We start from the raw sequence: 26,270 nt of genomic DNA on the forward strand, positions 1-26,270 counted from the left end.
GATGTACGCCCTGCTACTCCGACTGATGTTCCTGGTCGCGCCGGAACGCATCCACCACCTGGTCTTCGCGGTCATGCGGCTGGCCGCCTGGCTCGCGCCGCTGCGCTGGGCGATGAGCAAGGTCCTCGTCAGCCGCGATCCGATCCTGCGCGCCGAGGCGTTCGGGGTCGAGTTCCCCGCGCCGCTGGGACTGGCCGCCGGTTTCGACAAGAACGCCGACGGTGTGGATGCCTGGGCGCCGCTGGGGTTCGGTTTCGCCGAGATCGGCACCGTGACCGCGCAGCCGCAGCCGGGCAATCCGGCGCCGCGGCTGTTCCGGCTGCCCGCCGACCGCGCTCTGATCAATCGGATGGGGTTCAACAATCACGGCGCCGCCGCGGCCGCCGAACGGCTGCGTGCCCGGCGTGGTGGGGTGCCGATCGGCGCGAACATCGGCAAGACGAAGATCGTGGCGCCCGAGGCCGCGGCCGCGGACTACGCCACCAGCGCCGCGCTGCTGGGGCCGCTGGCCGATTTCGTCGTGGTCAACGTCAGCTCCCCCAACACGCCGGGCTTGCGGGATCTGCAGGCGGTGGAATCGCTGCGGCCGCTGCTGCGGGCGGTGCTGGACAGTGTGCGGGTGCCGGTGCTGGTGAAGATCGCGCCGGATCTGTCCGACGAGGACATCGACGCGGTCGCCGATCTGGCCGTGGAACTCGGCTTGGCGGGGATCGTGGCCACCAACACCACCATCCGCCGGGACGGTCTGCGCACCGACGCGGCGCAGGTGGCCGCTATGGGGGCGGGTGGCTTGTCCGGTCCGCCGGTCGCCGACCGTTCGCTCGAGGTGCTGCGGCGGCTGTACCGGCGGGTGGGTGACCGGCTGGTGCTGATCTCGGTCGGAGGTATCGAAACCGTCGACCAGGCGTGGGAACGCATCCTGGCCGGGGCGACGCTGTTGCAGGGCTACACCGGTTTCATCTACGGCGGCCCGTTCTGGATGCGCAGGATCCATCGTGGGCTGGCGCAGCGGTTGCGTGCCGGGGGCTATCGCAGCATCGGTGAGGCCGTCGGCGCGGAGCACAAAGCCCACGCCTGAATCAGGTGAGCTAGCCGAGCACGAACGGTGGTTCGGCAGTGCGGGTGCGCACTCGCCGGGATCGTGGTCGATGCCCCGGCGGTGTCGGATCTCCCTTCGGCCGCAATTGCTGGCCCAGCCGAGCGGCCATTCGCTTGGCGAGCAGGATCACCGCGTGGTCGCGCAAGATGCCCAGTTGGTCGGCATAGGCCTCGACGCGGGCCTGGGTCATGCGGTCGTGCACGACGTGCGGGTCGCTGAGCAGTTCGTCCAAAGACATCCCGGCCAGTGCCTGGCCCCGGGTCAGCCGCCGGTCCGGTAGCCAGCTCAGCCGCCAGCTGTCGGTCGCGTCGGTGTCGCGGTAGGCCGATTCCGGGGTTATGTCACTGGTCATCGTCCATTCGGTGGTGTGTATGGTCATCGCGGTCTCCGGTGCAACAGGTGGAGTGAGGCCGGCTCCAGGGTGCTGAGTTCGATGATCACGAATGCCTCCTGTCGTGCATCCGCTGGTGCGGCGCGGTGCAGGCGCCGCATCGTGTGTTCCGCCGGTCCGGCGGGCGCGGTGGGTGTGCCCGGGCCGGAGAAGTCCGCTGCCGGGCCGGGTGGTCCAGGGGGTGGCTCGCTGCTGTGCGGCGGCCGGGGGCACCGCGGTATCGGGCGAGTCGGTGGGCGTCGCGCGCCGAGGGTGGCGTGCGAGGCCGGATCGTCGCGGTGGCAGGCGCCACGACTGTGGGATTCGGGAAACGGAGTGGGTAGCGGCCGTCGGGCCGAGAGGCCGGGGGCGCTACGGCGTGTGGTCGGCGTACCGGTGTGCCGCCGCGAGGCGGGTGATGACCGGTGCGTTGCCGCGGGGAGCGTCCGGCGGCTGGTTCAGTCCCTCACCTGCTTGGGCACCAGCTCGGTATCGGATCCGCCGGAGCGGTGTCGCCGTCGCCGTCGCGGCTGCCGTATCTGAAGAATCATTCTCATCACCAGCCCTCCCGATGTGCCTGGTGGTGCGATGGGGATCGCCACATACAGTGTGGCATTTGCCGTTCCCCGCGCGCAATTGCCGTTGTAATTTGGTAATTGACAATTTGCCCGCTGGCTAAACCCGATTTGCGTGGCCAACATGCGCGCGACGGCCCGGTGTCGCGCCGATAGAGGAGGGTGGCATCGCCATGGTCCCGCAGGATTCGGGAATGGTTGCCGTTCGCAATATCCTCACCCGCCTGTGCAAACGCTCCGGCCTGAGCTCGGATCGGTTGCGCAGCACCGAGATCGACGTACTGCCCCTGCTGGATCTGCTGGCCGTGCGGCAGTACGCCCGGCGTGCGGGCGTCGACCGGGAAGAGGCGGTGCTGCCGCTGGTGCGCGAACTGGCGTTTCGCTTGGATCCCACCCACCGGCTCGTCGTCGACGCGGAACTGTCACTGGGGCTGTTGCGCGAAAACCCGCCTACCGGAGTGGATCCCGGCCGGCTCTACGCGCCGGACCTGGGTGAGCGGCGCGAATATCTCGCCGAGCGATGGGCGGTGTTGCACGAAGCTCTTGGGGCGCAACCGATTCCCGGCACACTGACGGTGCGCTCACTGCGTGGCGCCCCCGAGCGCCGGGCGTTCACCGAACTGGCCGCGCAACTGGCCACGGCATCGGTGTTCGACGGCGCGCACGTCGTCGACTTCGGTGCCGGGCCGGAAACCGCTGCGGCCGAAAAGGTTCCGGTGGACGACCGCAGTGTGGTCACGGTGATCGGCGACGCGGTCATCGACCACATGTACGTGGTCGACCGTATCCCCGGCTCCGGGGCGACCGCGCGCGGCAGCTACCGGGAGCATCCCGGCGGCAAGGGCCTCACCCGCGCCGTGGCCGCGGCCCGGCTGGGGCTGCGGGTGCGGTTGATCTCGGCGGTCGGCGACGACGACGCGGGCGATCGCATCCTGGAATACCTGCGCAGCGAACGCGTCGAGACCGAACTCGTCAAAGTGGTGCCTTTCGCGCCGACGCCCGTGACCGCGGTGATCGTGGCCCGCACCGGCGCGGCAAGCACGATCGGCTGCAAGGACGAGCGAATCCGGTTGAGCGCGCAGGAATTGCGCACCGACGCGATCCGTTCGGCGATCGCCACCGCGGACGCGGTGCTGCTGACGTTCGAGCAACCCACCGGCGTCATCGAGCAGATCATGGGGCAGCTGCGCGAACTGCCGCGGCGGCCGCTGGTGGTGGTGCATCCGGCGCCGCGATTGGAACGCCCGCAGTACCTGTATCAGCATCTCGGGGCGGTGGACTACCTCGTCGGCGGCGACAAGGACCTGCAAGCGCTGGCGATGGCAGGCGATGACGCGACCCGGTGTGGCGAGCCGACCGCCACACGGCTGCGCGCGCTCGGCGTCGGCGCGGTCTGCGCGATCCAGGATTTCCGGTGCGAGGTGTGGTCGGACCAGGTCAGCGACCGATTCCAGCCGTTCCCGACGGCGCTGGAGGACTCGGTGGGCGCTCACGCTGCCTTCTCCGCCGCCCTGGTATATCGTCTCGTTTCGACGCGCCGCCCCGCCGAACGCAACGACTACGTCTGGGCGACCGCCGCAATGGTGGCGACGCAATCGATCGGGGATGTCCCCGGGGCAATGCCACTGGTGAGTGAGGTCGAGCGAATTTACAAACTCGCTACGGAGGAGCATTGACCAAAGTTGTGGATCCTGCCGACACCGAGCATCGGTTCCGTCGCAACGGGCATGATCTGCGAGTTCGGGTGGTGGAGTTGACCGGGGAGGGCGAGAAGGGGCACCTGCTGCTGTTCGGCGCGGTCGCCGACGGCTGCCTGGTGCGGGTGCACTCGCGCTGCCTCTACGGAGAGGCGCTGCGGTCGCAGGACTGCGACTGCGGGCCGGAACTGGACAAGGCGCTGGATCTCATCCAGGCCGCGGGCTCGGGCGTGCTGGTCTACCTGGAACAGGAGGGCCGCGGCGCGGGCCTGATCGCCAAAGCGCTGGGCTACCGGGAAAGCGAGCGCTCGGGCGCGGATACCTTCTCGAGCTACGAAGCCCTCGGCTACCCCGCCGACGGGCGCACCTACGTGGCCACCGCTCGCGCACTGGCCGAACTCGGACTGCGTTCGGTGCAACTGTTGACCAACAATCCCGCCAAGGTCGAGGCCCTGCGGCAGGAAGGGTTGCGGGTCACCCCCGTGCCGTTGCGTACCCGGGCGCTGAGCGAACGCGCCCGCGAGTACCTCGAGGCCAAGCGCACTCGGCGCAAGCACTGGATCCCGACCGACTCCGCGCCGTGGGCGTTCGAGGAGCACGACAGCGCTCCCACCGGCGAATTGCGGGGGGCTGTGGACGCGGTCGTGCTCGCGCCCGGCGAGAACGTCCGTCCGCGTCCAGGGCCCGGCGCCGCGCCGGATCTGATCGGTGCCTGAAGGATTGTTGAAGTTTGCCCCACCCGGCTTCCCGCCTGTGGCTACCATGAGTGAGCCGCGCCACATGTGGCGCGCCGACTCGTAGGACTGACAGCGCCTTCGTCGCGCTGTGTCACGGCTTCGAGTCCTGGATCGGGCGTCGGCGCAGACCGGCGCCCGGTTCACGCCAGCGCTATCGGGAACAGGGATATGACGACAACAGAAATCGGATACGCGCATCAGTCGGGCAAAACGGTGTACACCGTTCCCGCCGCATTCCAGGAGACCGCGCGGCTGCGCCCCGACCAGATCGCCTTGCGCAAGGTGGGCGGCACCCAGCAGTACACCTGGCGCGAGTACGCCCAACGGGTGCGTTCGATCGCCGCGGGCCTGGCCGGGCTCGGCGTCGGCCACGGCGACACCGTCGGCATCATGCTCACCAACCGCCCCGAGTTCAATCTCGTCGACACCGCCGCCCTGCATCTGGGCGCCACCCCGTTCTCCGTCTACAACACCAGCTCCCCCGAGCAGATCACCCACCTGTTCACCAACGCGGGCAACAAAATCGTTGTGACAGAACAGGTCTTCCTCGACCGGATCATCGCCTCCGGCGTTCCGGTCGACCACATCATCCTGGTCGACGGCCCCGCCGAGGGCACCGTCACCCTGGAAGAGGTGGAGGCCGCGCCCGCCGCCGACTTCGATTTCGACGCCGCCTGGCAGGCCGTCGGCGCCGACGATTTGGCCACCCTGATCTACACCTCCGGCACCACCGGCCCGTCCAAGGGGGTGGAGATCACCCACCGCAACGTGCTCGCCCAGATCATCGTCCTGGTCAGTGGCCCGCTGCAGGTCGGCCTGGACGACCGGGTGGTGTCCTACCTGCCCGCCGCGCACGTCGCCGACCGGATCTCCGCCCACGCGCTCAACCTGCTCACCGGCATCCAGATCACCACTGTCCCCGACCCGCGCGAAGTCGCCGCCGCGCTGCCCGACGCGCGCCCGACCACCTTCTTCGGCGTCCCGCGCGTCTGGCAGAAGATCAAGGCCGGTGTCGAGGGCAAACTCGCCGAAGAACCGAGCCCGGTCAAGAAAGCGCTGGCCAACTGGGCGATCAGCACCGGAATCGCCGCCGCACGCGCCGATCTGGCGGGCAAAGGACGCAGTCCCCTGCTGAGCGCGCAGCATCGGATCGCCGAGACGCTGGTGCTGTCCAAGCTGCGCCACGCCTTGGGCCTGGATCACCTGAAAGTCGCCTCCTCCGGCGCCGCGCCCATCCCGCCGGAGACCCTGGAGTACTTCCTCGGCCTCGGCTTCACCGTCAGCGAGGTGTGGGGCATGTCGGAAACCACCGGCGTGGGCACCTACACCGAACTGGACAAGCCTCGCCCCGGTTCGGTCGGGCGCGCGGCCGACGGCGTGGAGGTGCGACTGGACGCCGACGGTGAGGTGCTGGTGCGCGGCGCGATCGTCACTCGCGGCTACCGCAACATGCCGGACAAGACCTCCGAGGCCATCGACTCCGACGGCTGGCTGCACACCGGCGACATCGGCACCTTCGACGCCGACGGTTACCTGCGGATCGTGGACCGCAAGAAGGAACTGATCATCAACGAAGGGGGCAAGAACATCGCCCCCAGCAACATCGAGAACTCGGTGAAGGCCGCCTCCTCGCTGATCGGTCAAGTCGTGGCCATCGGTGACGCCAAGCCCTACATCGCCGCCCTGATCGTGCTCGACCCCGACGTCGCCGCCCTGCGCGCCAAGGAACTCGACGCCACCGGCGAGGACATCGCCGCCCTGGCCGCCCGGCCGCAGATCGTCGAGGAAGTACTCGCCGCGGTCCAGGCGGGCAACGCCAAACTGTCCCGCGTGGAACAGATCAAACGCTTCACCGTCCTGGGCGCGGTCTGGGAACCCGGCGGCGACGAACTGACGCCGAAGATGTCGCTCAAACGCGCGCCCATCGCGGCCAAGTACAGCGCGGAGATCGAGGCGCTGTACGCCAAGGAACCCTCCGGCCAGGTGGTCAGCGTCAAGTAAGTCCGGCGAAAAGCGCTGTGGCCCAGAGCATCACGCCTGGGTCCATAGCGTTTTCGCGGTCCCCAGAGGCGACGATTGTGGCCACCCGTCATAGACTGTCGCCACGCGCGACGAGATCGACACTCAGAACCGTAGTTCGCCGACAGTGTTGAGATCGATGCCGTGCCGCGCGTAGATCTTGATCGTGTTCTCGCCGGTCAGATCGGCTTCGGTGTAGCCGAGCAGTCCGGCGATCCGAATGACGTCGTCCTTGGTCGCGGCTTCGATCTCGAGGTACGGCGGGATCCGCGGCCAGGTATCGATCTCGAGCTGCGCGCCGTCGAGGAGGAAGCTGATCCGCTTGGTCTCCTGATAGGACTTCGCGGTGAAACCCAGCATCTCGAGCAGGGCGTTGGCGGCGGCGAAGTCGTCGACGCTCACCTCGACTTCGTGGGTGCCGTCGATGGCGTCGCTGGTGATGTGCTTGACGGCGAGTGTGGTCCCATTGCCGTTGTCGCGCAGCCTGATCCACTTCGAGTCATCGCCCGGCGCGATGTCGTAGACGTAGCGGCGCATGAATCGCTCGCCGAGTTTCCGGCCGCCCTTGTCGATGATGTGCTGTTCGATGGCGCCGGGGTCGATGTCGAGAATCTTGGCTTCGTGCTCGATGGGCACTGCTGACTCCTGTTTCGGATAGGCGGTCGATCGAACTTACCCGCCGCGCGCCGCTGGTACTGCCACCTCCTGCTCAGCCGACCTTGTCGACTCGGGTCGTTGCCGCTGTGAGGGTCTTGCCTGCCGGGGTTTGCGGGCGCAGTTCGGCGACCGGGCTGCCGTCGAGGTCCAGGAGTGTGGAGCGCGGCTCGTTGCCGGTGAAGGCGTGGCGTTCTCCCCACTGCCGCAACGCGACAATCGTGGTGAAGAGGTCCTGTCCGGCTTCGGTGAGTTCGTAGATGTGCCGCTTGCCGCCGGGGTTCGGGCTGCTGGTGAGGATGCCGTAATCCACCAGCCGACGGAGGCGGTCGGCGAGGATGTTCCGCGCGATCCCCAGGCGCTGCTGGAACTCGGTGAACGCGGCAGCGCCGTCCATGGCCTCGCGCACGATCAGCAAGCTCCACCGATCACCCACCAGGTCGATCGTTCGGGCTACGGGGCAGGTGGGGTCCGTCCACTCGCGTGCGGAACCGAGCGGCGGCGTCATCGCACTCCTCCCTGTCGGTTGCAATACGAAACCATTATGCCTACGCTTCAATGGTTTCATTTTGCTACCAATTGTGGAGGTGTGGTGTCGACCGGAGTCACACGATCGCAGCGATGGATCCTGGCGCTGATCTGCGCCGTGGCGGTGTCGACCATCTACGCGATCCAGCCCGTAACCGAAGCAGCGGGACGGGATCTGGGGCTGTCGCCGCAGTCGCTGGGCGGGCTGGTCGCCGCCGGACAGATCGGCTACTTCGCCGGTCTGGTGGTCTTGGTGCCGCTCGGAGACGTGGTGAACCGCCGCCGCCTCATCACCGCGCATCTGGCACTCACCGCGGTGGGCACCGCTATCGCGGCCGCCGCACCGAACGGTGTTTCCGTGATGGCGGGGCTGGCGATCGCGGGGTTTTTCGCAGTCGTGGTGCAGGTGACGGTCGCGTATGTCGCTGCTGTCTCCGAGCCGGGCGAGCGGGGCCGCAATATCGGGGCCGTCACCTCGGGCGTGGTGATCGGCATTCTCGGTGTCCGTGTCCTCGCGGGCGCGCTGGGCGACACGGTCGGCTGGCGAGCGGTCTACGCGCTGCTCGCCGCGTCCTGTGCGGCGCTCGCCATCGCCGCCCGAGCGAGGCTCCACCCGGACCACAGGACGAGCGAGGTGCGATACACGCAGGTGCTGGCATCGATGGGGCGGCTCGTGCGCACAGATCGACTGTTGCTGAGCCGGGGCCTGATCGCCCTGTTCTTGTTCGCGTCCTTCGGGACCCTGTGGAGCGGGCTCGCGCTGCCACTCGGCGCCGAGCCGTGGAAGCTGGGCACCACCGAGATCGGGCTGTTCGGATTGGCCGGTCTGGTCGGAGCGCTCGGGGCCGCCCGTGCGGGACGATGGGCCGATTCCGGTCGCGCACAAACGATCACCGGCTGGTCACTTGCTCTGCTCACCGGCTCCTGGTTGCTCATCGCCCACGCCCGATCGAGCCTCTGGCCGCTCATCGCCGGTATCGTCCTGCTCGACTTCGCTGTCCAAGCCGTGCACGTGAGCAGCCAGCACCTGCTGACCACCGCCCATCCGAACCGCGCCAGCAGCGTCATCGGCGTCTACATGGCCTTCTACTCCCTCGGATCCGCCCTCGGCGCCATCACGACCACCTGGGCATACAGCTCGTGGGGATGGCTGGGCTCCTGCTGGGTCGGCGCGATCTACGCCCTGTCGGCACTGATCCTGTGGGGGCTGGGCCAGCTCGGCGGCATCGCGCGCCCCGCCGACTCGAGTGCCGAAGGCGCGCAAGCGCGGACGAACGCCGAGCCCCGGCTCTGGAGCCCACAGCCCACAGCTCGGCCCGCGAGCGCCCCGCGCTCTGAGCTGGAGTGCCGAGCCGGATCGTCGGAGCATCCTTGACGGGTGGCAGGCATCCGGCCTGCCACTCACGCCTGCGCGCTCGGCACGAAGCCGCCCCGACCCGCGGTGGTCGATGTTCGCGGGCTCACAGCCACAACTGCTTCGACCAGTCACCCCGAGCGCGATAGGCACGGCCATCGCCGATCTGCGTCATCCCGCCGGGAACGACATCCCCGTGGTAGGGGTACTGCTCCGTCACCGCCGCCAGCACGAACTCCAGGAAGCCGCCCTCGAACAGGTCCCACTCCCGCATCGAGTCGAACTTCGCGGCGACCGGCCACCGGTCCGAGTCCGGGCCCCGCATCAGCCAGAAGAACTGGTCGGAGCTCCAGTTGTTGCCCCACTTCAAAAGCCCGCCCTCGGCCGGGAACAGCGGATACGGGCACTCGTCGTAGTCCCCGCCCTGGTAGGCCTGGGCCAGCATGGCGCAGTATCCGTAGGGCTCCGTCGTGAAGTACAAGAATCCCTCGAAACCCAGCGGCGCCCCGATCTGGGGGCTGGGCGCTGCTGATGGTGTGTAGATGTGCAGCTCGTCCCTGATGCTCACCATCCCGTACCGGTCGGCGAACGCCCGGTAGTCCGCGGGCAGTTGGAAACCGATCGTCTCGGGCCCGAGCTCCCACGGAACCGGGACCACTCCGCCCACAGGCGGCGGCCCGATCACCGAGCCGAGCCGGTCCAGCATTTCCTCGATGTTCACGTCCACTCCCATCACCGTCCGTTCTCGCTGGAGGCTATCCACCTCCCAGAGTTGGAAGCACGGGGTCGGGTTCCGCTCGCCCTGATGTCCGAACGCACCCGCGACGGGCTGGCCGCAGCCAGAGCCCGAGGACCCACTGGCGGCCAGAACCCCGGACTCGGCCCCCGGCAGGTGGGTCCGGATCGGCAGATGTACGACAAAAGTGACTGATCACAGCCCTAGCGGCGCGCTTATCCGGAGCATCACCATCGGCCGCGAAGTCGCTGGATGTCCCAGCCCAGACCCCAAGTCGAACTGTTTTCGCCTGCCCGAGAGTTGATCAGTACGCCCACGAGCTGTTCAGTAGCCCCTGCGCCGCAGTAACGATGTCTGTAGCAAGCTGGGAAGGCGTGGCGGTTTGGTTGGCTTCCCAGTCGCTGTAGCGGTCGGTGAGCTCCAGCAGCGGGCGCAGCGATTGCGGCCGGTCGAGCTGCATCCAAGCCTGGGTCGCGATCAGTTCGGCACCGATCACGGGTGGCAGATGGCCCTGTGTGATCCGACGAAGCCACCATCGAACGAGCAGGTGCCGGACATCGCACTCATCGGTGGGAATCGTTGCCACGATGTCGAGTTCGTTCAGCACTCGGTCGAACAGGTCCTCGGCTAGATCGCTCTCTGCTCGGGTGAGTCCGCCGAGCAGAGGCAGGGACTCGCTGTCGATATCGAGAACCAGTGCGACGAGGGCAGCTTGGATGAGCTTTTCCGGTTCCACCGGGCGTCCGATGAGACGTTCCAGCGCCAGCATGCGCAGTTGTTCTACGGCCTGGTCGGGACTCACAGCGTAGGGATCAGACGGTGCGACGACCCGCAAGGTCGGTGGTCCGCCGCTGTCGCCGAGCAGGTAGTTCCAGAAGGGAACTGTTGCGTGAGCCAACTCGAGGTCGCTGGCCTGTCTCAGAAATTCATGCCGAAGATAGTCGGAAAGGTCCAGGCCGTAGTAGATCGCGTCGGTCCGGACAATCGACAGCACCGGGTGACCCCATTGCCCCGCGATGCCGGGCAGGAACCGATGACCGAAAACAGGAACCAGCCGCGGTGCGGCCTCGAGCCCGCGGCGCGCGATCCCCAGACATCGGATCGGATCAGCGGGCCGGTCACCCCATGCCGGGTGCCAGAAACCGTTGTGTTCAACGTCGAAAAGCACACCCTCGGCGGGTTGAGCGAGCCACGCACGCAAGACTTCCGTGTCGTCGCGTCGCCAGTCCGGCCAGCCTCGCCATCCGGACTCACCAGGCTCGTCCGCGGGAAGTCCGGCTGCCAGGAAGGCTCGGTGGTCGTCGGCGAATCGAAAGTTGTAGCGGGATTCGATGGTGTCGAATTCGCTGTCGGTCAGCCCCGGCGTGATTTCGGCCGGCAGCTGTCGCTGGAGCAGGCGGGCAGATTCGATCGAAAGCCTGTCACGCCGGTGCTCATCCATGGCCGCTCGAACACACCGCTACCCCGCTCCGCCCGAACGGGTTCGTTCCGATCCTCACGCGACCTCATTGTCCTCGGCTCCTTCATCGAACCGCCCGCCAGGCACGGGAAGGAACATGCCCGCCCCTCGCCGGCATCATGCACCCCGCACGCGGTTGCTGCCCGCCGTGTAACGAACCAGCAGGGGTCAACGCCGGTCTCGAGATGTCGACCCGCGCAGGAAATCGATGCCGCAAGAGGACACCGCTGAAACGCGTTGCCGCACAATGCGAATAGCTATCGGTGGTTCCTCAGCGCCGGATTCCGCGGTCTTGGACCTCAACCCCCTACCCGCCGACGATTCTGGCCAACGTCGGTTCCGCGGACAAGTCGGGGACACAGATCAATGAGGTGCTCTGCACCGCAAACGTGTACGGACCGGTAGGCCCCGGCGCCCGGCCCTTCGTGAAATCTGTCGAGCAACCGGGGCTGTCAGTCCGGTCGATCCATTCCCAGCGCAGATCTGAACGCAGGCAAAGCGTTTCATGGCTGGGGTGCCTGACGAGGTTCACGCTGCGCGTGGCCGTATGCGGCATACGGGGGATGGACGCATGCGGGTGCAAGCCGGCCGCAAGGACGGTGCAATCCCTGCCCAGCACTCTCGGCACCATGACAAAGTCAGTAACGATCATCGGCGCCGGACTCGGCGGACTCGCTCTGGCCCGCGTCCTGCACGTCCACGGCATCTCGGCCACGGTGTACGAGGCCGAACCGACCCCGACGGCACGCACGCAGGGCGGCATGCTCGACATCCACGACTACAACGGCCAACTCGCCATCGCGGCGGCCGGACTGATGGACGAATTCCGCGGCCTCATCCTGGAGGGCCGCCAGGCGATGCGGGTCCTCGACCCGAACGGGACCGTCCTGCTCGACAAACCCGACGACGGCACCGGTGGACGCCCCGAGGTGCAGCGTGGCGAACTGCGACAACTGCTGCTCGACTCGCTGCCGGCAGGCACCGTCCGATGGGGTCACAAATTCAGCGGCGCTCGCGCTCTCGGCGCGGGCCGCCACGAGGTGACCTTCGCCGATGGCAGCACGGTCGTCACGAGCCTGCTGGTCGGCGCCGACGGCGCGTGGTCACGGGTCCGGCCGCTGCTGTCCACCGCCGTACCCGACTACACCGGCGAGTCGTTCGTCGAGACCTACCTGTTCGACGCCGACACCCGTCATCCCGCCGCCGCGGAAGCGGTCGGCGGCGGGTCGCTGATGGCGCCCTCGCCGGGCCGAGAGATCCACGCGCACCGGGAAAGGGGCGACACCTTGCACGCCTACGTGGTGCTCGCCAGGCCGTACGACTGGTTCGCCGCCATCGATTTCACCGATGCCGCCGCGGCCACCGCACGGATCGCGCAGGAGTTCGACGGCTGGGCACCGGAACTCACCGCACTGATCACCGACGCCGACCTCCCGCCGGTCTGGCGCCCGCATTACACCCTGCCGATCGGGCACCGGTGGGATCGGATACCAGGGGTGACCCTGCTCGGCGACGCCGCCCACCTCATGCCCACGAACGGCGAAGGCGCCAACCTCGCCCTGCTCGACGGCGCCGAACTCGGCAACGCCCTCGCCGCGCACCCCGACGGCATCGAGACCGCCCTGAGCGAATACGAGCAGAACATGTTCGCCCGCAGCACCGAGGTCGCCATTCAAACCGCCGAGCTCTTCGGGGACCGGAACGACGGAACGGCCCAGGGCCTGGTCGCCGCGTTCACCGCACGCGAGCACACCCCCTGACCTCGAGCCACTCCGTCGGGCATTCGTACCTGACGCGGGCGCGCGTTGATCGGCCACCCAGCTTCGCTCCGGATCGGTGGAAAGACCAGGCTTGTCAACGCGCGCTCGCGCCGGACACCCACATCGACCAGCAGCTACCCGAACTTCGATGGTGGCGCGACTACGACCCGAACCCTGCCGGGCCGCAGCGCGTTCGGGCCGACTCTCACGGCTCCAGATACAACCGCTCGCACGGCAGGCGCGGATACCCGTCGGTGTCGTCCATCGACACCTCGACCGCGTCGTGCCAGTGCCGGGCACGCCACTCCTGCACGAACAAGCACGCGGCGGTCACGCAGGCGACGAAATCCATCCGGACGCCGTGCCAGAACACCGACAAATGGACATCCGGCTCGGACGGCAGCGGAGACACCCCGCGCTGATCGCCGTTCACCGTTGCGGCTCCGTAGCCGCATGTCGAACATGGAGATCGCAGCGTTCGCATCCGCCGATCCCGCAGTGCCTCAAGGTGTTCCACACCGCAGGCGCCTCATGCATACGCGATGCCCCGCTTCCGGCGAGCAATGCTTTCGGCCACGCATCCACGGATAGCGGCCACAACGACGCTTCCGGCGGGGCGAAAAGCGCTGGCGGGTCGAACTACCCAGGAACGGAACGTGGTCCCTTGATCGGCTGGACTCGGCAACGCCACGGTTCCGCCGGCGCACACCAGCGAGACATTGAGCCGGAACATCTCCGCGAACAGCGTGATGTCATCGGGAAGGTCGGGCTGCGTCAGATACGTCCACCGCTTCGACCGAGGATGCGACATGATCGGCCCGATAGCGTGGTGGTGCCGCTGCATCCATACCTTCACGTCCTGCCCCAATGCGGCGGGCATGATCACCGCCCACGCCACCCCCATGCGTAGCACTATGCGCCCGACCTGAGGCGGATCGACCTCCGCAGGCAGATCGCACACCTGCCGGTAGTAGGCGCACCGGGACAGCGGCGTGTTCCCGAAAAGTACCAGGCCCATCATCAAACCCCCTGCTCAGATCAATCGACGTGGAGATGCGCCCGGTACCGCGATATGCGGAAACCACCAGGAAGCGGGAGGGGGCACGCGGTGAGATTCGCGCTGAGCTCCCCCTGACCGGGCGCGTATTCAGCACACACTTCGGAGGCGTGGCGAGTAAGGTCGCAGCGGGTGTTGAAAGGTGGTGGATCGGCTTCTTCCGGTGACGAAATGGCGGGCGTGATGAACAGTGCGAACATGCACCTTTCCCAGTGGCTGGCCCGTTCCGGCTGGAGTCGCAGCGAATTGGCGCGCCGCGTGCGCACGCTGGCGGTCGAATGGGGCGAGCCCCAGATCAGGCCCGACGCGTCCAGCGTGCGGCGCTGGGTGGACGAGGGAGAACGCCCGCGCCCGCCGGTTCCGGCAATCCTCGCGGATCTGTTCTCGGCGCACTTCGGATATCGCGTGACGACCTATGACCTCGGTCTGGGTGAGATGCCGGCCGTTGACCGCGCCCTCGTTTACCACCCATCGTGGACACGGACACTGGAAGCGGTCGCAGACCTCGGGAGGGCAGACGTGGATCGCAGGAAGCTCCTTGCCACAGCTCCGTTCGCCGCCGTCGCGGCGATCGGGCCGTCCCGCGACTGGCTGCTGAACACTCTGGATCAGCTACCGGATGAACGTCGGCGAGTACGGCTCGAGGACGTCACCGCCGTGAAGAACATGTTCGGCACATTCCAAGAAATGGATATCTTCCAGGGCGGTGGCTCGGGGCGGCTGGTGCTGGCGGCCTACATGAACGAGCACGTGTACCCGCTGCTGCGGCGCACACACACAGAAGACGTCCGCGTGGCGCTGTGCGGTGCGGCGGCCGAACAGACCTACCTGCTCGGATGGATGGCGTTCGACAACGGCGAGCACGGCACGGCGCAGCGGTATCTGATCCAGGCGCTGCGCTTGGCCGAAGAGTCACGTGATCCCGCGCTCGGCGCGCACGTCCTCGCCGGACTCGCCGACCAGGCGACCTTGCTCGGGCATCCATACGAAGGCCGACGCCTCGCCCAGGCGGGTCGCCAAGGCCTGGCGAAGGTCGACGCGCCCGCTTGCCTCGCGGACTTGTGGACCTTGGAGGCCCGCTCGCTCGCCGTCATCGGTGACAAGACAGGTGCCGCGCGTGCGATCAACGCCGCGGAAAACGCGTTCGCTCGCATCGAGCCCGATCGCGAACCCGAATGGGCACTGTTCATCGATCAGGCATACATCTGCGGTGAGTGGGCGAACGCGTTTCGCGATCTGGGACAGCCGGAACAAGCCGCATCGCACGCCCGCCGATCGATCGCCTACGCCCGTGCGCAGAACCGAGCACGGCGAGGAGCGCTCTCGCACGCCGCGCTCGCGGTCACCCACCTGCAACGACGCGACCTCGAGGCCGCTCACGCCACCGGCGTGCGGACACTGGATCTCGCCCGAAAGGTGAAGTCCTCTCGCTCAGTGGAAGCCGTGCGCGACATCCAACGGCGCATGGTCGCTTTCGGTCCACATCCTTTGGTCGCGGACTTCGCCGAACGCACACGATCTCTTCTCGCGGCCTGATCGCGCAGCACCTGGATGGAAGGCAGCATACGCAACCAGCGCCGTCGACTTCCCTGTGCCGGACATGCCTGTCACCAAGATCACCGCCACGAACGAATCGTAGGGAGACGCCGCTGCTCGGCTCGCCCTCGGATCAGCCCGGCTAGCCCAATTGCTCGACTGCGAAGCCGACCAGTAGCACGGCAAATCCGCCGATCTCACCGACGATCAACGCGGCGAGGACGAAACGCATCGACGGCGGCGGGTTGCGCATCTGGTTGTCGGTCTCGCGCTGCAGTCCGAGCCGGATGTAGTTCGCGATCGTCACCACGAACAACAGGATGATCGCACCCGCCGCGATGGCGTTCACCGCCGTCGGCCAGCCGGACAGTTCGACGAACCACGCGATCAATCCGGTCGCGAACGAATACAGCAACGCGGCCCGGTGGGCGATGTCGACGTACGGGTGGGCCAGACCGTCCGGTGAAGTGGTCATCGCCTGCCACTTCCACACACCGAGCACCAGCGCCCACAGGAAGATGAGCCCGGCGAAGAAGAGCACCCAGGCGGTTTCCGTGCGAATGATCACGTTCTTACCCTCATCAATCCGTCGCGCCCACCTGGGCGGCTGTCCAGCGGCAGCGTAGCGCCTGGATAAGCGCCTGGGAATACCGCGGCGGCGCAGTCCTGTCCTGGGCGGCGCGCTCTGGCTACGCCGATTTAAGGCCTGACAGCATGGGCATCATGAGTTCCGCCGCAACTGACCCGCGCTCGTTCCCGAGCTTCTCGTCACGGACCAGGTGAGAACGGCGGCAGGGCTGCCCGCGTCCGGCCCCCAGGGCGGAGACAGACCACTGGAATGCCAGCTCCTGCCATCAGAGTGCGCGAAAGACCGCACTTGACAACGATTCCCGAGGGCGCAGGCGAATCCGGCTCGGCCTTCAGGGCCGATTCGGCCGGTCGGTGACGGCCCGTGCGACGGCGTGCACGGCCGCGAGCGTGGTGGGCAGCAACACCGCGCTGCCCAGCCAGGTGTGGGCGTCGTCGCGCCGAACTCCGGCCCGGCCCAACGTTCGCCAGGCCCACAGCGAGAACGGAATGACCACCGTCGGCGCGGTCGCCACCCCGGGCGTATAGCCTCGGTGCGCCACGGTGAGCGCGAGATGACCGACGCCGTGGACGCCGAAGCCGAGCAGCGTGGCTTGAAAGAACCGGGAGCCGCCGCCGGTCCGCGCGCCTGCGGCCGAGGCCGCCAACACGATCAGCCCCATCAGTGAGATGGCCACCCGCGAGTGCGCGGGCGAGACCTCCGTTCGAAGCCATACCGGCCCCGGCAGCGGCTTGCCGCCCTTGGCTGCGTTGGTTCGCGACCACCGCGACATCGTGAACCACTCTTCGGCGTCGTTGGCCAACCAGGCCAGGAACAGCCCCCACGTCACGGATTTCCGCATCGTGATCAACCCACTTTCATTACGTGATGTAACGTAACTATATGACGACAGGGCGACCCCGCAACAGTGAGATAGACCAGGCAATCATCGCCGCGACGATCGACCTGCTGATCGCGTCGGGCTACGCCGATCTCACGATCGAGGCGGTCGCCTCCCGCGCGCGGATCGGCAGGCCCACGGTGTATCGGCGCTGGTCGACCAAGGACGAACTCGTAGTGCGCGCACTCATCGAGGCGGTTCCGCCGTTGGAGGTGCCCGACACCGGCGACGCGTTGCGCGACCTCACCGAACTCGCCGTCACCTTCGTGACCCGACTGGCCGCGTCACCACTCGGGCGAGTGGTGCTCGCGGTGCACGCCGACGTCGGCCGCAACGCCACGCTCGCCGGTCAACTGCGCGAGCATTACCTGCGACCGCGAAACGACGTGATCACCGCCGTGATCGAGCGTGCCCGCCAACAAGGCGGGCTGCGCCCCGACCTGCCGACCGAGACTGTCCGCGACCTCGTGTTCGGCCCACTGGTCTATCACTGGTTGATCACCAGCGAACCCATGGACCGGACCACCGCGGACACCCTGGTCGCGGCAACACGCCGCGCGATCAGTAACTGAGGCCACCAGTCATCGGTGAAGACCCCGGTTGCCCGAGAACCAGCAATTCCCGAGCTTGTTGAGCCATATCCGCCCGATTACGGCGGCAGTAAGCGCTCCGTGCCCCACTGAACCCATGTGCCGACGAGAAACGAGTCGACACTGGAACTGCCGACGGGCCGGATCAAGTCGCACGCCCGAGTTCGCCATACGGCACCAGATGGTCGCGATCCACCGTGCTCTGCCAGCCCCGCTCGGTCGCCGCCAGGGCGTGGCCGCTCGCGGCGGGATCCCTCGGCCACGGCTCGCGCAGGTGGATCTGGATATCGTCCTGCAGAACCTGCACGAGCTCCATCGCGAACCCTTCGGCAGTCGTACTGCCCGGGTCGCTGGGATCCAGGGCTATGGTCGTGCCGACCTCCGGCACCGAAGTGCTCACCCACGCCGTCGGGATCGGACGCCCCGCCAGCTCGTGGAAGCGGCGCCACTGTTCGGGGTACTCGGTGCCGACCTTTGCCGAGAAGCCGAGGGACCGTTCGATATCGGCAGCGAGCAGGCGCGCGCCTCGGACCGCTTCAGAGATGTCCATAAAGTGATTCTCGACGGCACATGCCGATTCGCGCCCGTGAATTCCTGTTGCATGAGCGCTGCCAGCAGGAAGCACCGTGGCCCCGAGCGTTTCGCTCAGGGCCACGATCGTGCCGCGGTTCCTACTTCTGCTCGTAGGTGGCGATCAGGGTCGCACGAGCCAGCGTGTGGGAGAACAGGTTGAAGCCCAGGTAGGCGGGGCTGGCGGTCTCATCGATGCCCAGGCTGTCGACGTCGACGGCGTGCACGACGATGAAGTAGCGGTGCGGGCCGTGCCCGGGCGGAGGGGCCGCGCCGACGAAGCCGTGGAAGCCGCCGTCATTGCGCAGGGTGATCGAACCGGTCGGCATCGCGCCGCCCTCTTCGCCGCTGCCCGCGCCCGCGGGCAGGGAGGTCGCGCTCACGGGGATGTCGGCGACGACCCAATGCCAGAAGCCGGAGGCGGTGGGTGCGTCGGGGTCGTACACCGTCACCGCGAAACTCTTGGTCTCCGCAGGGAAACCCGACCAGGACAGCTGCGGGGAGATGTCCTGGCCACCCGCCCCGAAGATGCCGCTGACCTGCTCATTTTTGAACGGCTGCCCGTCGGTGACGTCGTCGGAGGTGAGCGTGAACGACGGCACCTGCGGAAGCGCGTCGTAGGGGTTGAAGGTCATGAAACCTCTCTTCCGGATCGGATCAGCTGTGCAGTAGGAAGTGTTCCAGCACGCGGGTGCCGAATTCGAGGGCCTCCACCGGCACCCGCTCGTCGACGCCGTGGAACAGGGCGGTGAAGTCCAGCTCCGGCGGCAGCTGCAACGGCGCGAAACCGAAGCAGCGAATACCCAAGCGGGCGAACGCCTTCGCATCCGTCCCGCCGGAGAGCATGTAGGGCACGGTGCGGCCGCGCGGGTCGTGGGCCAGCACGGCGTTGTTCATCGCCTCGACCAGATCGCCGTCGAAGGTCGTCTCGTAGGAGTCGAGCTTGGTGATCCACTCGCGTTCGACGTCGGGGCCGATCAGCTCGTCCACCTCCCGCTCGAACTCAGCCTGCCGTCCGGGAACCACACGGCAGTCCACCACCGCCTCGGCGGTCTGCGGGATCACGTTGGCCTTGTAACCGGCCTGCAGCATGGTGGGGTTCGCCGTGTCGCGCAGGGTCGCGCCGATGATGCGGGAGATGGTGCCCAGCTTCGCCAGCTGGCCCTCGATGTCGGGACTCGCCGGATCGAACTCCAGACCCGTCTCCTCGGCGACGGCGGCGAGGAACGCGGCCACCGAATCCGACAGCACCAACGGGAAGGTGTGTTTGCCCAGACGGGCCACCGCGTCGGCGAGGATGGTGACGGCGTTGTCCTCGTGCAGGAATGAGCCGTGGCCCGCGCGGGCCTTGGCGCGCAACCGCATCCAGCCAAGGCCCTTCTCGGCGGTCTCCACCAGATACAGCCTGCGTTCGGTGCCGTCGGGCCGCGGCACGGTCAACGAGAACCCGCCGACCTCCCCCACCGCCTCGGTGATGCCGTCGAACAGATCGGGGCGGTTGTCCACCAGCCACTGCGAACCCCACTTGCCGCCGTTCTCCTCGTCGGCGAGGAAGGCGAAGACCAGATCGCGCGGCGGCACCGTGCCCTCGAGCTTGAACTGGCGGGCCACCGCCAGCGCCATCCCGACCATGTCCTTCATGTCGATCGCGCCGCGACCCCACACGTAGCCGTCGCGCACCGCACCGGAGAACGGGTGCACGCTCCAGTCCGAGGCCTCGGCGGGCACCACGTCCAGATGCCCGTGGATCATCAGCGCGCCGCGACTCGGGTCGGCTCCCTCCAGCCGCGCGAAGACGTTGCCGCGCCCCTCCGCGCCGGACTCGACGTACTCGGTGACATACCCCGCTTGATGCAGTTGGTCGGCCACCCACTGCGCACACTCGCGCTCCCCCTTGGTGGTGGCCAGGTCGCCGGTGTTGGAGGTGTCGAAGCGGATCAGCGTGCTGACCAGCTCCACCACTTCCGACACCGCGCGGGAGTTTCTGTTCGGGTCGAATCCTTCGCCAGTTGCGGACACGCTCCCTTTCCTACCACCCGCGCGGCAGGGCGAACGCGCGGACGGGTGTCACGGCGAGGCGACGCGGCCCGCACGGTGCGCGATCACCTTCGACAGGGTTGTCATCAGAGTGATCGGAACTCACACCGGATCGGGCGGCTGGACCTTGTCGGGGAACACCACCCGCACGAAGGCCCAGAACCGGAACACCATCCCCAGCGCGGTGCCGATCAACTGGGCGGCCACGAAGTCGGCCACGTTCTGGGTGAAGCGGGAGACCTCGGGCACCTCGAGATGCAGCACGTACCGCGACACCCACAGCGGCGCGGTGTTGATCGCGACAGCAAGGAAGCTGACCAGGTAGAACAGCGCGGCCTCGTGATGACCGCGCCGCCCACCGCGTTCGTCGAAGGACCACTGCTTGTTGAGCACATATGACAGCGTGATCGCCGCCAGCACAGCGACCACTTTCGCCGTCACCGGATGCGGCTCGAGCACAGTGCTCTTCAAGGTCAGGAAAACCGCGGTGTCCAGCGTGAACGCTGCGACACCGACGGAAGCGAATCGGAATAGTTCTCGACGCCGTGCCTCGCCCCCCAGCGCGGACGTCACCCGGGCGAAAACGGGGCGTTCGGAAAACAGCACAGGTAAAGTCTCCGACACATGTCCCGACCCCACAACAAGATCGGCAGATTCACCGCACCGCCTGTTGCGCGAGTGCACGGTCGGTGGATCGCGGGCAGGTGAGTAGCGTGAAAAAGACCAAGCGGCACACGGGTTCTCGGCCGGACCGCGTCGGCGCGGAGCCGATCGCCGTGATCGGCATGAGCTGTCGCTTCGCCGGCGGCGCCGATTCTCCGGAAGCGTTGTGGCGGTTGCTGATCGAGGAGACCGACGCGATCGCCGACGAACCGCCGCCCGGCCGCTGGTCCGGCGACCACCGCGGGCGCGATCGTGCCGCCGCGGGCAAGACGGTGTCGGTCGCGGGCGGGTATGTGGCGGATGTCGCCGGTTTCGACGCCGAATTCTTCGGGATCACCCCGCGTGAGGCAGCCGATATGGATCCCCAGCAGCGCTTGGCGCTCGAATTGGCCTGGGAAGCCTTCGAAGACGCGGCGATCCGGCCCGACCGGGTGCCGGACACCGGGGTGTATTTCGCCAACAAATTCAACGATTATCGCGCCGTCAAACTCGCCAGGGGCGCCACCGCCATCACCCCGTTCACCAGCACCGGAGATGTCGAGGGTGTGATCGCCAACCGGGTGTCGTACTTCCTGGGTTTCGACGGTCCCAGCATGACCGTGAACGCCTCCTGCGCCGGATCGCTGGTGGCGGTGCACCTGGCCTGCCAGGCGTTGCGGACGGGTGAGAGCGCGCTGGCCGTCGCCGGTGGCGTGCAACTGAATCTGATACCGGAGACCGCGATCGGGTTGTCCGCGCTGGGTGTGCTGTCCGCACGCGGCCGGTCACACACCTTCGACGCCTCCGCCGACGGCTACGTGCGCGGCGAAGGCGGTGCGGTCGTCGTGCTCAAGCCGCTGCGACAAGCGTTGCGCGACGGCGACCGCGTCTACTGCACCCTGCTGGGTAGTGCCACCAACAACAACGGCAGGCACCGCTCCATGCCCGCCAGCAGCGCCGACGGTCAACGGCAGCTATTGCGGCGGGCCTGCGCGCGAGCGGGTGTGGACGCCTCGACGATCGACTACGTCGAGGCGCACGGCACCGGCACCGCCGTCGGCGACCGCGCCGAATTGACCGCACTGGCAGAGGTTTACGGCACCGGCAGGCCGCCCGGCGCACCGCTGATCGTCGGCTCGGTCAAAACCAATATCGGACACACCGAAGCAGCCGCGGGCATGGCCGGACTGGTGAAAGTCGCACTCGCCCTGTCGCATCGCCGGATCCCGCGCAGCCTGCACTTCGACCACGCACCCGCGGAATTCGATCCCGCCGCGACGGGAGTGCGCGTGGCCGACACCGCGATGGCGTGGCCGCGGCACGACGCCCCCGCGCGCGCCGCGGTGAGCGCGTTCGGTTTCGGCGGCTCGAACGCCCACGTCATCGCCGAAGCGGCACCCGCGCACGATCCGGTCGATGACAGCGACGTCTCGCAGCGGCTGGTGGTGCTGTCCGCCCGCACCGAAGCCGCGCTGCGGGAACACGCTCATCGGCTGCGTGAGCGCCTCGTGCGCGACCCTGACATCCGCCTGAACGACCTCGCGCACACGCTTGCCACGAGAACCGCCTTCCAGCATCGAATTTCGACGGTCGCCGACAACATGGGCCAAGTTGTCGAATTCCTCGACGACTACCTCGCCCGCGCTGGGGACACCGAGGGAGACGACAACGAGGCGCTGAATCTGCTGCTGGCGGCGGCTCTGCGTCCCGGCACAGTGGACCACCGCGACCTACTGCACGCGGTGGGAAGGCTGTTCGAGCGTGGCATCGAACCCGACTGGACTGCCGTGACCCCGGCGGGCCGCCCGGTCTCGCTGCCCACCTATCCGTTCCAGCGCGAACGGTATTGGGCGGGCCCGCAGGCCCGCGGCGAGGCACCCGGGTCGCCCTCGTGGGACGCGGTGCCCATCGAAATCGCTGCCACTACCCGCATTTCGAGTCCAAGATCTCAGTCCGCGGCGGTCGCAGCGTCGGGCCCAACTGCCGAATCGGTCGATTCCATCGCGATGATCGACGACTCGGCGGCGCGCCCCGTGGCGATCGCGTCCAGTGACCCCACACGTTCCTCCGCGCCCGGCGTCGCGGCGCTCGCCGCCCTGGTCACCACCGAACTGGCCGAAGTCGTCGGCATCGAGCCCGACCGGGTGGCCGCCCGGCAGAATTTCGAACAGCTCGGAATCGGCTCGGTGCACGCCGTGGAGCTGTCGGCCCGCCTCGGAGCCCGCCTCGGCATCGAGGTCCCCGCCGCCGTCATCTGGGGCTGCCCCACCGTGGAGCTGTTGGCTGCCGAACTGCACGCCCGCCTCGAACCCGCGAACCCGGCGACGGTGCCCCCGGAACCGACTGCGTCGGCGGCGGACCCGCGACCGCCGGTGCAGGAGGAAGCTCTGTCGACCGCTGAACTGCTCGCATTGAGCCGGGAATTGCTCGGCTGAACCGAAATCGCGAGCGAGAGCATCTGCGGTGCAGTCGATTCGCGCTTTCGCTGCGGTCGATCGCACGCTCGTCCGGCCTGCGGGAGATCAGCCGGAGAGGTGGGACAGCGCGACGTCCTCGCAGTGGTCCGATCAGTGGGTTCGGGTGGTGCGCGTGGGTGCCGATAGGTGCCCTCGCGGGAAGATCCCACGACCTGGTCCACCTGGCGCGCCCTGCGTCCACACATCGACGCACTCCTCAGCTACACCACTACCGACACCGTCCCCGGCATTATGGGATGCACCAGGTGGGGCGGGACTACGCCGTGGGCGTTTCAGTGCGGCTGATCGCGCGCGGGATTTCGAGGGCGGCCAGTTTGTCGGGGTTGCGGATGCCGTAGCCGCTGACGATCTGGTCGTCGGCGATGTCGAACACGAGGACGGCTTCCAGTTTGTCGCCGATATAGCACGCGAGTGCCGGTTGGCTGTTGCAGTTCACTGTCTCGATGCGTACTTCCGGTCGCCGCTGCGCGTATTTGAAGACCGCCATGAGAATCGCGCCCACTCGTTCGGCGCCGACCATGACCAGCTCCGGCAGTGCGGTCACCTTGCCGCCGCTGTCAGTGGTCCAGGTGATGTCCGGCGCGAGCAGCGACAGCAAGCCTTCCATGTCCCCTGTGGTCGCGGCCGTGATGAAGCGTTCGGTGACCGCGGCGGTTCGGACGGTGTCGACGGGGCCGTAGCGCTTGCGCCGGGAATGGACATGGTTGCGGGCGCGGCGGGCGGTCTGATGCACGGCGTCGACGGATTTTCCTGTCGCGGAGGCAATTTCGTCGTAGTCGAAGCCGAAGACCTCACGCAGCACGAAGACCGCCCGCTCGGTGGGGGTGAGCGTTTCCAGCACGATCAGCATCCCCATCGAGACCGATTCGGTGAGTACCACATCGCTCGAGGCGTCACCGTCGGTGAGCAGCAGCGGCTCGGGCAGCCACGGTCCGACGTACTCCTCGCGACGACTGGCGCCGGCCCGCAACGCATTCAGCGCCTGCCGCGTGACGAGCTGGGCCAGATAAGATTTCGTATCCCGGACCGTGGCCAGGTCCACCCCCCGCCACCGTAGATAGCTGTCCTGCAGCACGTCGTCGGCTTCGGTTGCCGAGCCCAGGATTTCGTAGACGATGGTGAACAGCAGCGGTCGCAGGTGAACGAAACGCTCGGTGTGCTCGTCGGTGGAGGTCACGGCTTCGCAACTCCCTGCGGCTCGGCTGCGCTCAGATCCTTACGCCTGCCCAAGCCCAGGAAGGTCGGGATCGCGCCGGGTTTGCGGGCTTCCTTGCGGATGGTCCCGATCGGGCCCGCGAGACCCACCCGTTCCTTGATCCACCCGGCAGTTCGCCCGCCGAGATACATCGGCACGGGTGTGTCGTCACGCCGGCTGAATTGCATCGCACCCGCGCGGCTACCCAAACCCACGGTGCAGGCGGTGAAGGCCACGTCCAGCACAGCAGGTTCGTCCCCGGCGATGCGGGCCAGTACATTGTCGGCGGCCTGCGCGCCCAAGGGTTGGGCGGCATAGCAGCTCATCCGCAGTGGGCGGCCCGATGGCGCGACCGCGTCCCCGGCGGCGACGATGCGTTCGTCATCGAGACTGGTCAACGTCTCGTCGGTCAGCAGCCGGCCCAGGTCATCGGTGCGCAGCCCACTGCGTGCCGCCAGTTCGGGCACCCCGAATCCGGCGGTCCAGATCGTGATCGCACCGGGCAGCACTTCACCGTCGGTCAGGACGACCCCGTCGCGCCGCACCTCGCCCACCCGCGCTTGCTCACGCACCTCGACTCCATTCTCTGATAACCACTTCGCCACCGATCGCCGGGCCGGATTCGAGAAGTTCGCCGCCAACTTACCGCCACCCACCAGTGTCACGGTACGGCCCTGCTCCACGAGTTCGGCGGCGGTCTCGATGCCGGTGAGCCCGCCGCCGACGACGACAATCGGCGCCTGGACCGGAACGTCCGCCAGCGCCGCGCGCAGCCGCTGGGCGTGTTCGAATTCGGCGATCGGGTAGGCGAATTCGGTGGCACCGGGCACCGACGCCGGCACGGCGGCGGTGCTGCCGACCGCGTAGACCACGTAGTCGTAGTCGAGCGCGCGCCCCGAACCCAGTTCCACCCGGCGGGCGGCGGTATCGATGCGGATGGCACGGTCGACGATCATCCGCACCCCGGCGCCGAGCAGTGTGTCGTAGTCGATGGCAGCCTCATGGGTACCGGCCACGAACTGGTGCAACCGCATGCGCTCGACGAACCGCGGACGCGGATTGACCAGTGTGATCTCGACATCGCGCCGCAGCCGCAGCCGATTGGCCGCCACGGTACCGGCGTACCCGCCGCCGATCACAACCACTTTGGTGATGGCATTGAAATCAGTCATGCCCTTCAGACACGCCACACCGTCCAGATCTGACACGAAGTGACAGCCGTCACATTCACAGCCCGTCGCCAGCCCGCCGAGATCGTCGGCTCGCGTCCAGGCGGAGTGCACGAATCGGCAATACAGGGCGGCCTGCGGGTCCTCCCAACGCAGGTTATCGCGTCGCCGATCTGGAACATGTTCACTCAGAGGATGACGGCTTCCGGCGGCCCCAGCCTCGCCGCGGGGCGGTCCGATGACGGATGTAGAACAACAGACCTCGACGCTGCGGTTCGGCACTGGTCGCCCGGCTGGGGTGCTGTCGAGATTCACGCGCGCCATATCGAGCGTGTTGAGATTCGCGACCAAGGTGGTGCCGAGATTCGCGACCAGAACCACCCGCATGCCGGAGAGCTGAAACGCATCGGATGACCCCTCACAGCGGTTCCTGAAGCGTGTCCGGCGGCATGTCTGATGTCAGGCTGACACCCCTGCACCCGGCGGCTCAGGTCAACTCGCTTCGGATGCCGACTTCCGCCTTCGGTATGCGCGCTGTCG

Annotated in this window: 25 protein-coding genes; 10 read left to right on the forward strand and 15 right to left on the reverse strand. The window is 67.6% G+C overall.

Going from position 1 to position 26,270, the window contains the following annotated elements:
* Position 1 precedes the first annotated feature (1 nt).
* Positions 2-1,078, forward strand: a complete 1,077-nt coding sequence (locus ABZ824_RS26795) for a quinone-dependent dihydroorotate dehydrogenase (protein WP_356966113.1) — start codon at positions 2-4, stop codon at positions 1,076-1,078.
* A 10-nt stretch (positions 1,079-1,088) separates the two neighbouring features.
* On the opposite strand, the gene ABZ824_RS26800 is transcribed toward ABZ824_RS26795, so the two are convergent.
* A complete protein-coding gene (locus ABZ824_RS26800; protein ID WP_355077995.1) occupies positions 1,089-1,478 on the reverse strand; it encodes a hypothetical protein in 390 nt (129 codons plus the stop codon).
* Positions 1,479-2,238: 760 nt separating this feature from the next.
* Here ABZ824_RS26800 and ABZ824_RS26805 point away from each other — a divergent pair.
* From ABZ824_RS26805 to ABZ824_RS26815, 3 genes are all read left to right on the forward strand, one after another.
* Complete coding sequence (locus tag ABZ824_RS26805; RefSeq protein ID WP_356966115.1) at positions 2,239-3,720, forward strand: PfkB family carbohydrate kinase; 1,482 nt, start codon at positions 2,239-2,241, stop codon at positions 3,718-3,720.
* Entirely contained in the window at positions 3,717-4,457 is a 741-nt protein-coding gene (gene ribA, locus ABZ824_RS26810; protein ID WP_356966117.1) for a GTP cyclohydrolase II RibA, read from the forward strand. Before ABZ824_RS26805 ends, ribA begins: the two co-directional genes overlap by 4 nt.
* 189 nt (positions 4,458-4,646) lie before the next feature.
* Positions 4,647-6,479, forward strand: coding sequence for a long-chain fatty acid--CoA ligase (locus ABZ824_RS26815; protein WP_356966119.1), 1,833 nt, complete (start codon positions 4,647-4,649; stop codon positions 6,477-6,479).
* A gap of 123 nt (positions 6,480-6,602) precedes the next feature.
* On the opposite strand, the gene ABZ824_RS26820 is transcribed toward ABZ824_RS26815, so the two are convergent.
* Positions 6,603-7,133: a CYTH domain-containing protein gene (locus ABZ824_RS26820; protein WP_356966121.1), complete on the reverse strand. Its 531-nt coding sequence runs from the start codon at positions 7,131-7,133 to the stop codon at positions 6,603-6,605.
* Positions 7,134-7,206: 73 nt separating this feature from the next.
* Positions 7,207-7,659, reverse strand: coding sequence for a helix-turn-helix domain-containing protein (locus ABZ824_RS26825; protein ID WP_356966123.1), 453 nt, complete (start codon positions 7,657-7,659; stop codon positions 7,207-7,209).
* Between the two features lie 84 nt (positions 7,660-7,743).
* Here ABZ824_RS26825 and ABZ824_RS26830 point away from each other — a divergent pair, with 84 nt between their 5' ends.
* Positions 7,744-9,054, forward strand: coding sequence for an MFS transporter (locus ABZ824_RS26830; RefSeq protein WP_356966125.1), 1,311 nt, complete (start codon positions 7,744-7,746; stop codon positions 9,052-9,054).
* 85 nt (positions 9,055-9,139) lie between these two features.
* Here ABZ824_RS26830 and ABZ824_RS26835 read toward each other — a convergent pair whose 3' ends face one another.
* Both ABZ824_RS26835 and ABZ824_RS26840 read right to left on the reverse strand, forming a co-directional pair.
* A complete protein-coding gene (locus ABZ824_RS26835; RefSeq protein ID WP_356966127.1) occupies positions 9,140-9,754 on the reverse strand; it encodes a hypothetical protein in 615 nt (204 codons plus the stop codon).
* Positions 9,755-10,073: 319 nt separating this feature from the next.
* Positions 10,074-11,210 (reverse strand): hypothetical protein, encoded by a 1,137-nt coding sequence (locus ABZ824_RS26840; protein ID WP_356966128.1) that lies wholly within the window; start codon positions 11,208-11,210, stop codon positions 10,074-10,076.
* 647 nt (positions 11,211-11,857) lie between these two features.
* Between ABZ824_RS26840 and ABZ824_RS26845 the strand changes: the two genes are divergently transcribed.
* Positions 11,858-12,988 (forward strand): FAD-dependent monooxygenase, encoded by a 1,131-nt coding sequence (locus tag ABZ824_RS26845; protein WP_356966130.1) that lies wholly within the window; start codon positions 11,858-11,860, stop codon positions 12,986-12,988.
* 205 nt (positions 12,989-13,193) lie between these two features.
* Here ABZ824_RS26845 and ABZ824_RS26850 read toward each other — a convergent pair whose 3' ends face one another.
* Together ABZ824_RS26850 and ABZ824_RS26855 are read right to left on the reverse strand one after the other, a co-directional pair.
* Complete coding sequence (locus ABZ824_RS26850; protein WP_355077987.1) at positions 13,194-13,421, reverse strand: hypothetical protein; 228 nt, start codon at positions 13,419-13,421, stop codon at positions 13,194-13,196.
* Positions 13,422-13,517: 96 nt separating this feature from the next.
* On the reverse strand, positions 13,518-13,874 hold the full coding sequence (locus ABZ824_RS26855; RefSeq protein WP_356966132.1) for a hypothetical protein: 357 nt from the start codon (positions 13,872-13,874) through the stop codon (positions 13,518-13,520).
* A gap of 369 nt (positions 13,875-14,243) precedes the next feature.
* On the opposite strand from ABZ824_RS26855, the gene ABZ824_RS26860 reads away from it, so the two are divergent.
* On the forward strand, positions 14,244-15,581 hold the full coding sequence (locus tag ABZ824_RS26860) for a hypothetical protein (RefSeq protein WP_356966134.1): 1,338 nt from the start codon (positions 14,244-14,246) through the stop codon (positions 15,579-15,581).
* Between the two features lie 142 nt (positions 15,582-15,723).
* Here ABZ824_RS26860 and ABZ824_RS26865 read toward each other — a convergent pair whose 3' ends face one another.
* Positions 15,724-16,143 carry a hypothetical protein gene (locus ABZ824_RS26865; protein ID WP_356966338.1) on the reverse strand — a complete coding sequence of 140 codons (420 nt, stop codon included), beginning with the start codon at positions 16,141-16,143 and terminating at the stop codon, positions 15,724-15,726.
* Positions 16,144-16,501: 358 nt separating this feature from the next.
* On the reverse strand, positions 16,502-17,011 hold the full coding sequence (locus ABZ824_RS26870) for an HXXEE domain-containing protein (RefSeq protein WP_356966136.1): 510 nt from the start codon (positions 17,009-17,011) through the stop codon (positions 16,502-16,504).
* 41 nt (positions 17,012-17,052) lie between these two features.
* Here ABZ824_RS26870 and ABZ824_RS26875 point away from each other — a divergent pair, with 41 nt between their 5' ends.
* Positions 17,053-17,622, forward strand: coding sequence for a TetR/AcrR family transcriptional regulator (locus ABZ824_RS26875; protein WP_356966138.1), 570 nt, complete (start codon positions 17,053-17,055; stop codon positions 17,620-17,622).
* A gap of 163 nt (positions 17,623-17,785) precedes the next feature.
* Here ABZ824_RS26875 and ABZ824_RS26880 read toward each other — a convergent pair whose 3' ends face one another.
* The 4 genes from ABZ824_RS26880 to ABZ824_RS26895 all read right to left on the reverse strand — a co-directional run bounded on the left by ABZ824_RS26880 (position 17,786) and on the right by ABZ824_RS26895 (position 20,853).
* Positions 17,786-18,295, reverse strand: coding sequence for a hypothetical protein (locus ABZ824_RS26880; protein ID WP_356966140.1), 510 nt, complete (start codon positions 18,293-18,295; stop codon positions 17,786-17,788).
* Positions 18,296-18,311: 16 nt separating this feature from the next.
* Positions 18,312-18,845: a YbhB/YbcL family Raf kinase inhibitor-like protein gene (locus ABZ824_RS26885; protein ID WP_356966142.1), complete on the reverse strand. Its 534-nt coding sequence runs from the start codon at positions 18,843-18,845 to the stop codon at positions 18,312-18,314.
* Positions 18,846-18,867: 22 nt separating this feature from the next.
* Entirely contained in the window at positions 18,868-20,229 is a 1,362-nt protein-coding gene (locus ABZ824_RS26890) for a M20/M25/M40 family metallo-hydrolase (RefSeq protein WP_356966143.1), read from the reverse strand.
* Positions 20,230-20,349: 120 nt separating this feature from the next.
* The gene (locus tag ABZ824_RS26895; protein ID WP_355077980.1) at positions 20,350-20,853 is read right to left on the reverse strand and encodes a GtrA family protein; all 504 of its coding nucleotides are present in this window, start codon (positions 20,851-20,853) and stop codon (positions 20,350-20,352) included.
* 107 nt (positions 20,854-20,960) lie between these two features.
* Between ABZ824_RS26895 and ABZ824_RS26900 the strand changes: the two genes are divergently transcribed.
* On the forward strand, positions 20,961-23,324 hold the full coding sequence (locus ABZ824_RS26900; protein ID WP_356966146.1) for a beta-ketoacyl synthase N-terminal-like domain-containing protein: 2,364 nt from the start codon (positions 20,961-20,963) through the stop codon (positions 23,322-23,324).
* A 298-nt stretch (positions 23,325-23,622) separates the two neighbouring features.
* Here the strand turns inward: ABZ824_RS26900 and sigJ are convergent, their stop codons facing one another.
* Together sigJ and ABZ824_RS26910 are read right to left on the reverse strand one after the other, a co-directional pair.
* Complete coding sequence (gene sigJ, locus ABZ824_RS26905) at positions 23,623-24,543, reverse strand: RNA polymerase sigma factor SigJ (RefSeq protein ID WP_356966148.1); 921 nt, start codon at positions 24,541-24,543, stop codon at positions 23,623-23,625.
* Positions 24,540-25,733 carry an FAD-dependent oxidoreductase gene (locus tag ABZ824_RS26910; RefSeq protein ID WP_356966150.1) on the reverse strand — a complete coding sequence of 398 codons (1,194 nt, stop codon included), beginning with the start codon at positions 25,731-25,733 and terminating at the stop codon, positions 24,540-24,542. Before ABZ824_RS26910 ends, sigJ begins: the two co-directional genes overlap by 4 nt.
* Positions 25,734-25,925: 192 nt before the next feature.
* Between ABZ824_RS26910 and ABZ824_RS26915 the strand changes: the two genes are divergently transcribed.
* A complete protein-coding gene (locus ABZ824_RS26915) occupies positions 25,926-26,144 on the forward strand; it encodes a hypothetical protein (protein WP_356966152.1) in 219 nt (72 codons plus the stop codon).
* The last annotated feature ends 126 nt before the right edge of the window (positions 26,145-26,270 follow it).

This window comes from Nocardia sp. NPDC047038, from assembly GCF_040644075.1.
In the GTDB taxonomy this organism is placed as follows: domain Bacteria; phylum Actinomycetota; class Actinomycetes; order Mycobacteriales; family Mycobacteriaceae; genus Nocardia; species Nocardia sichangensis.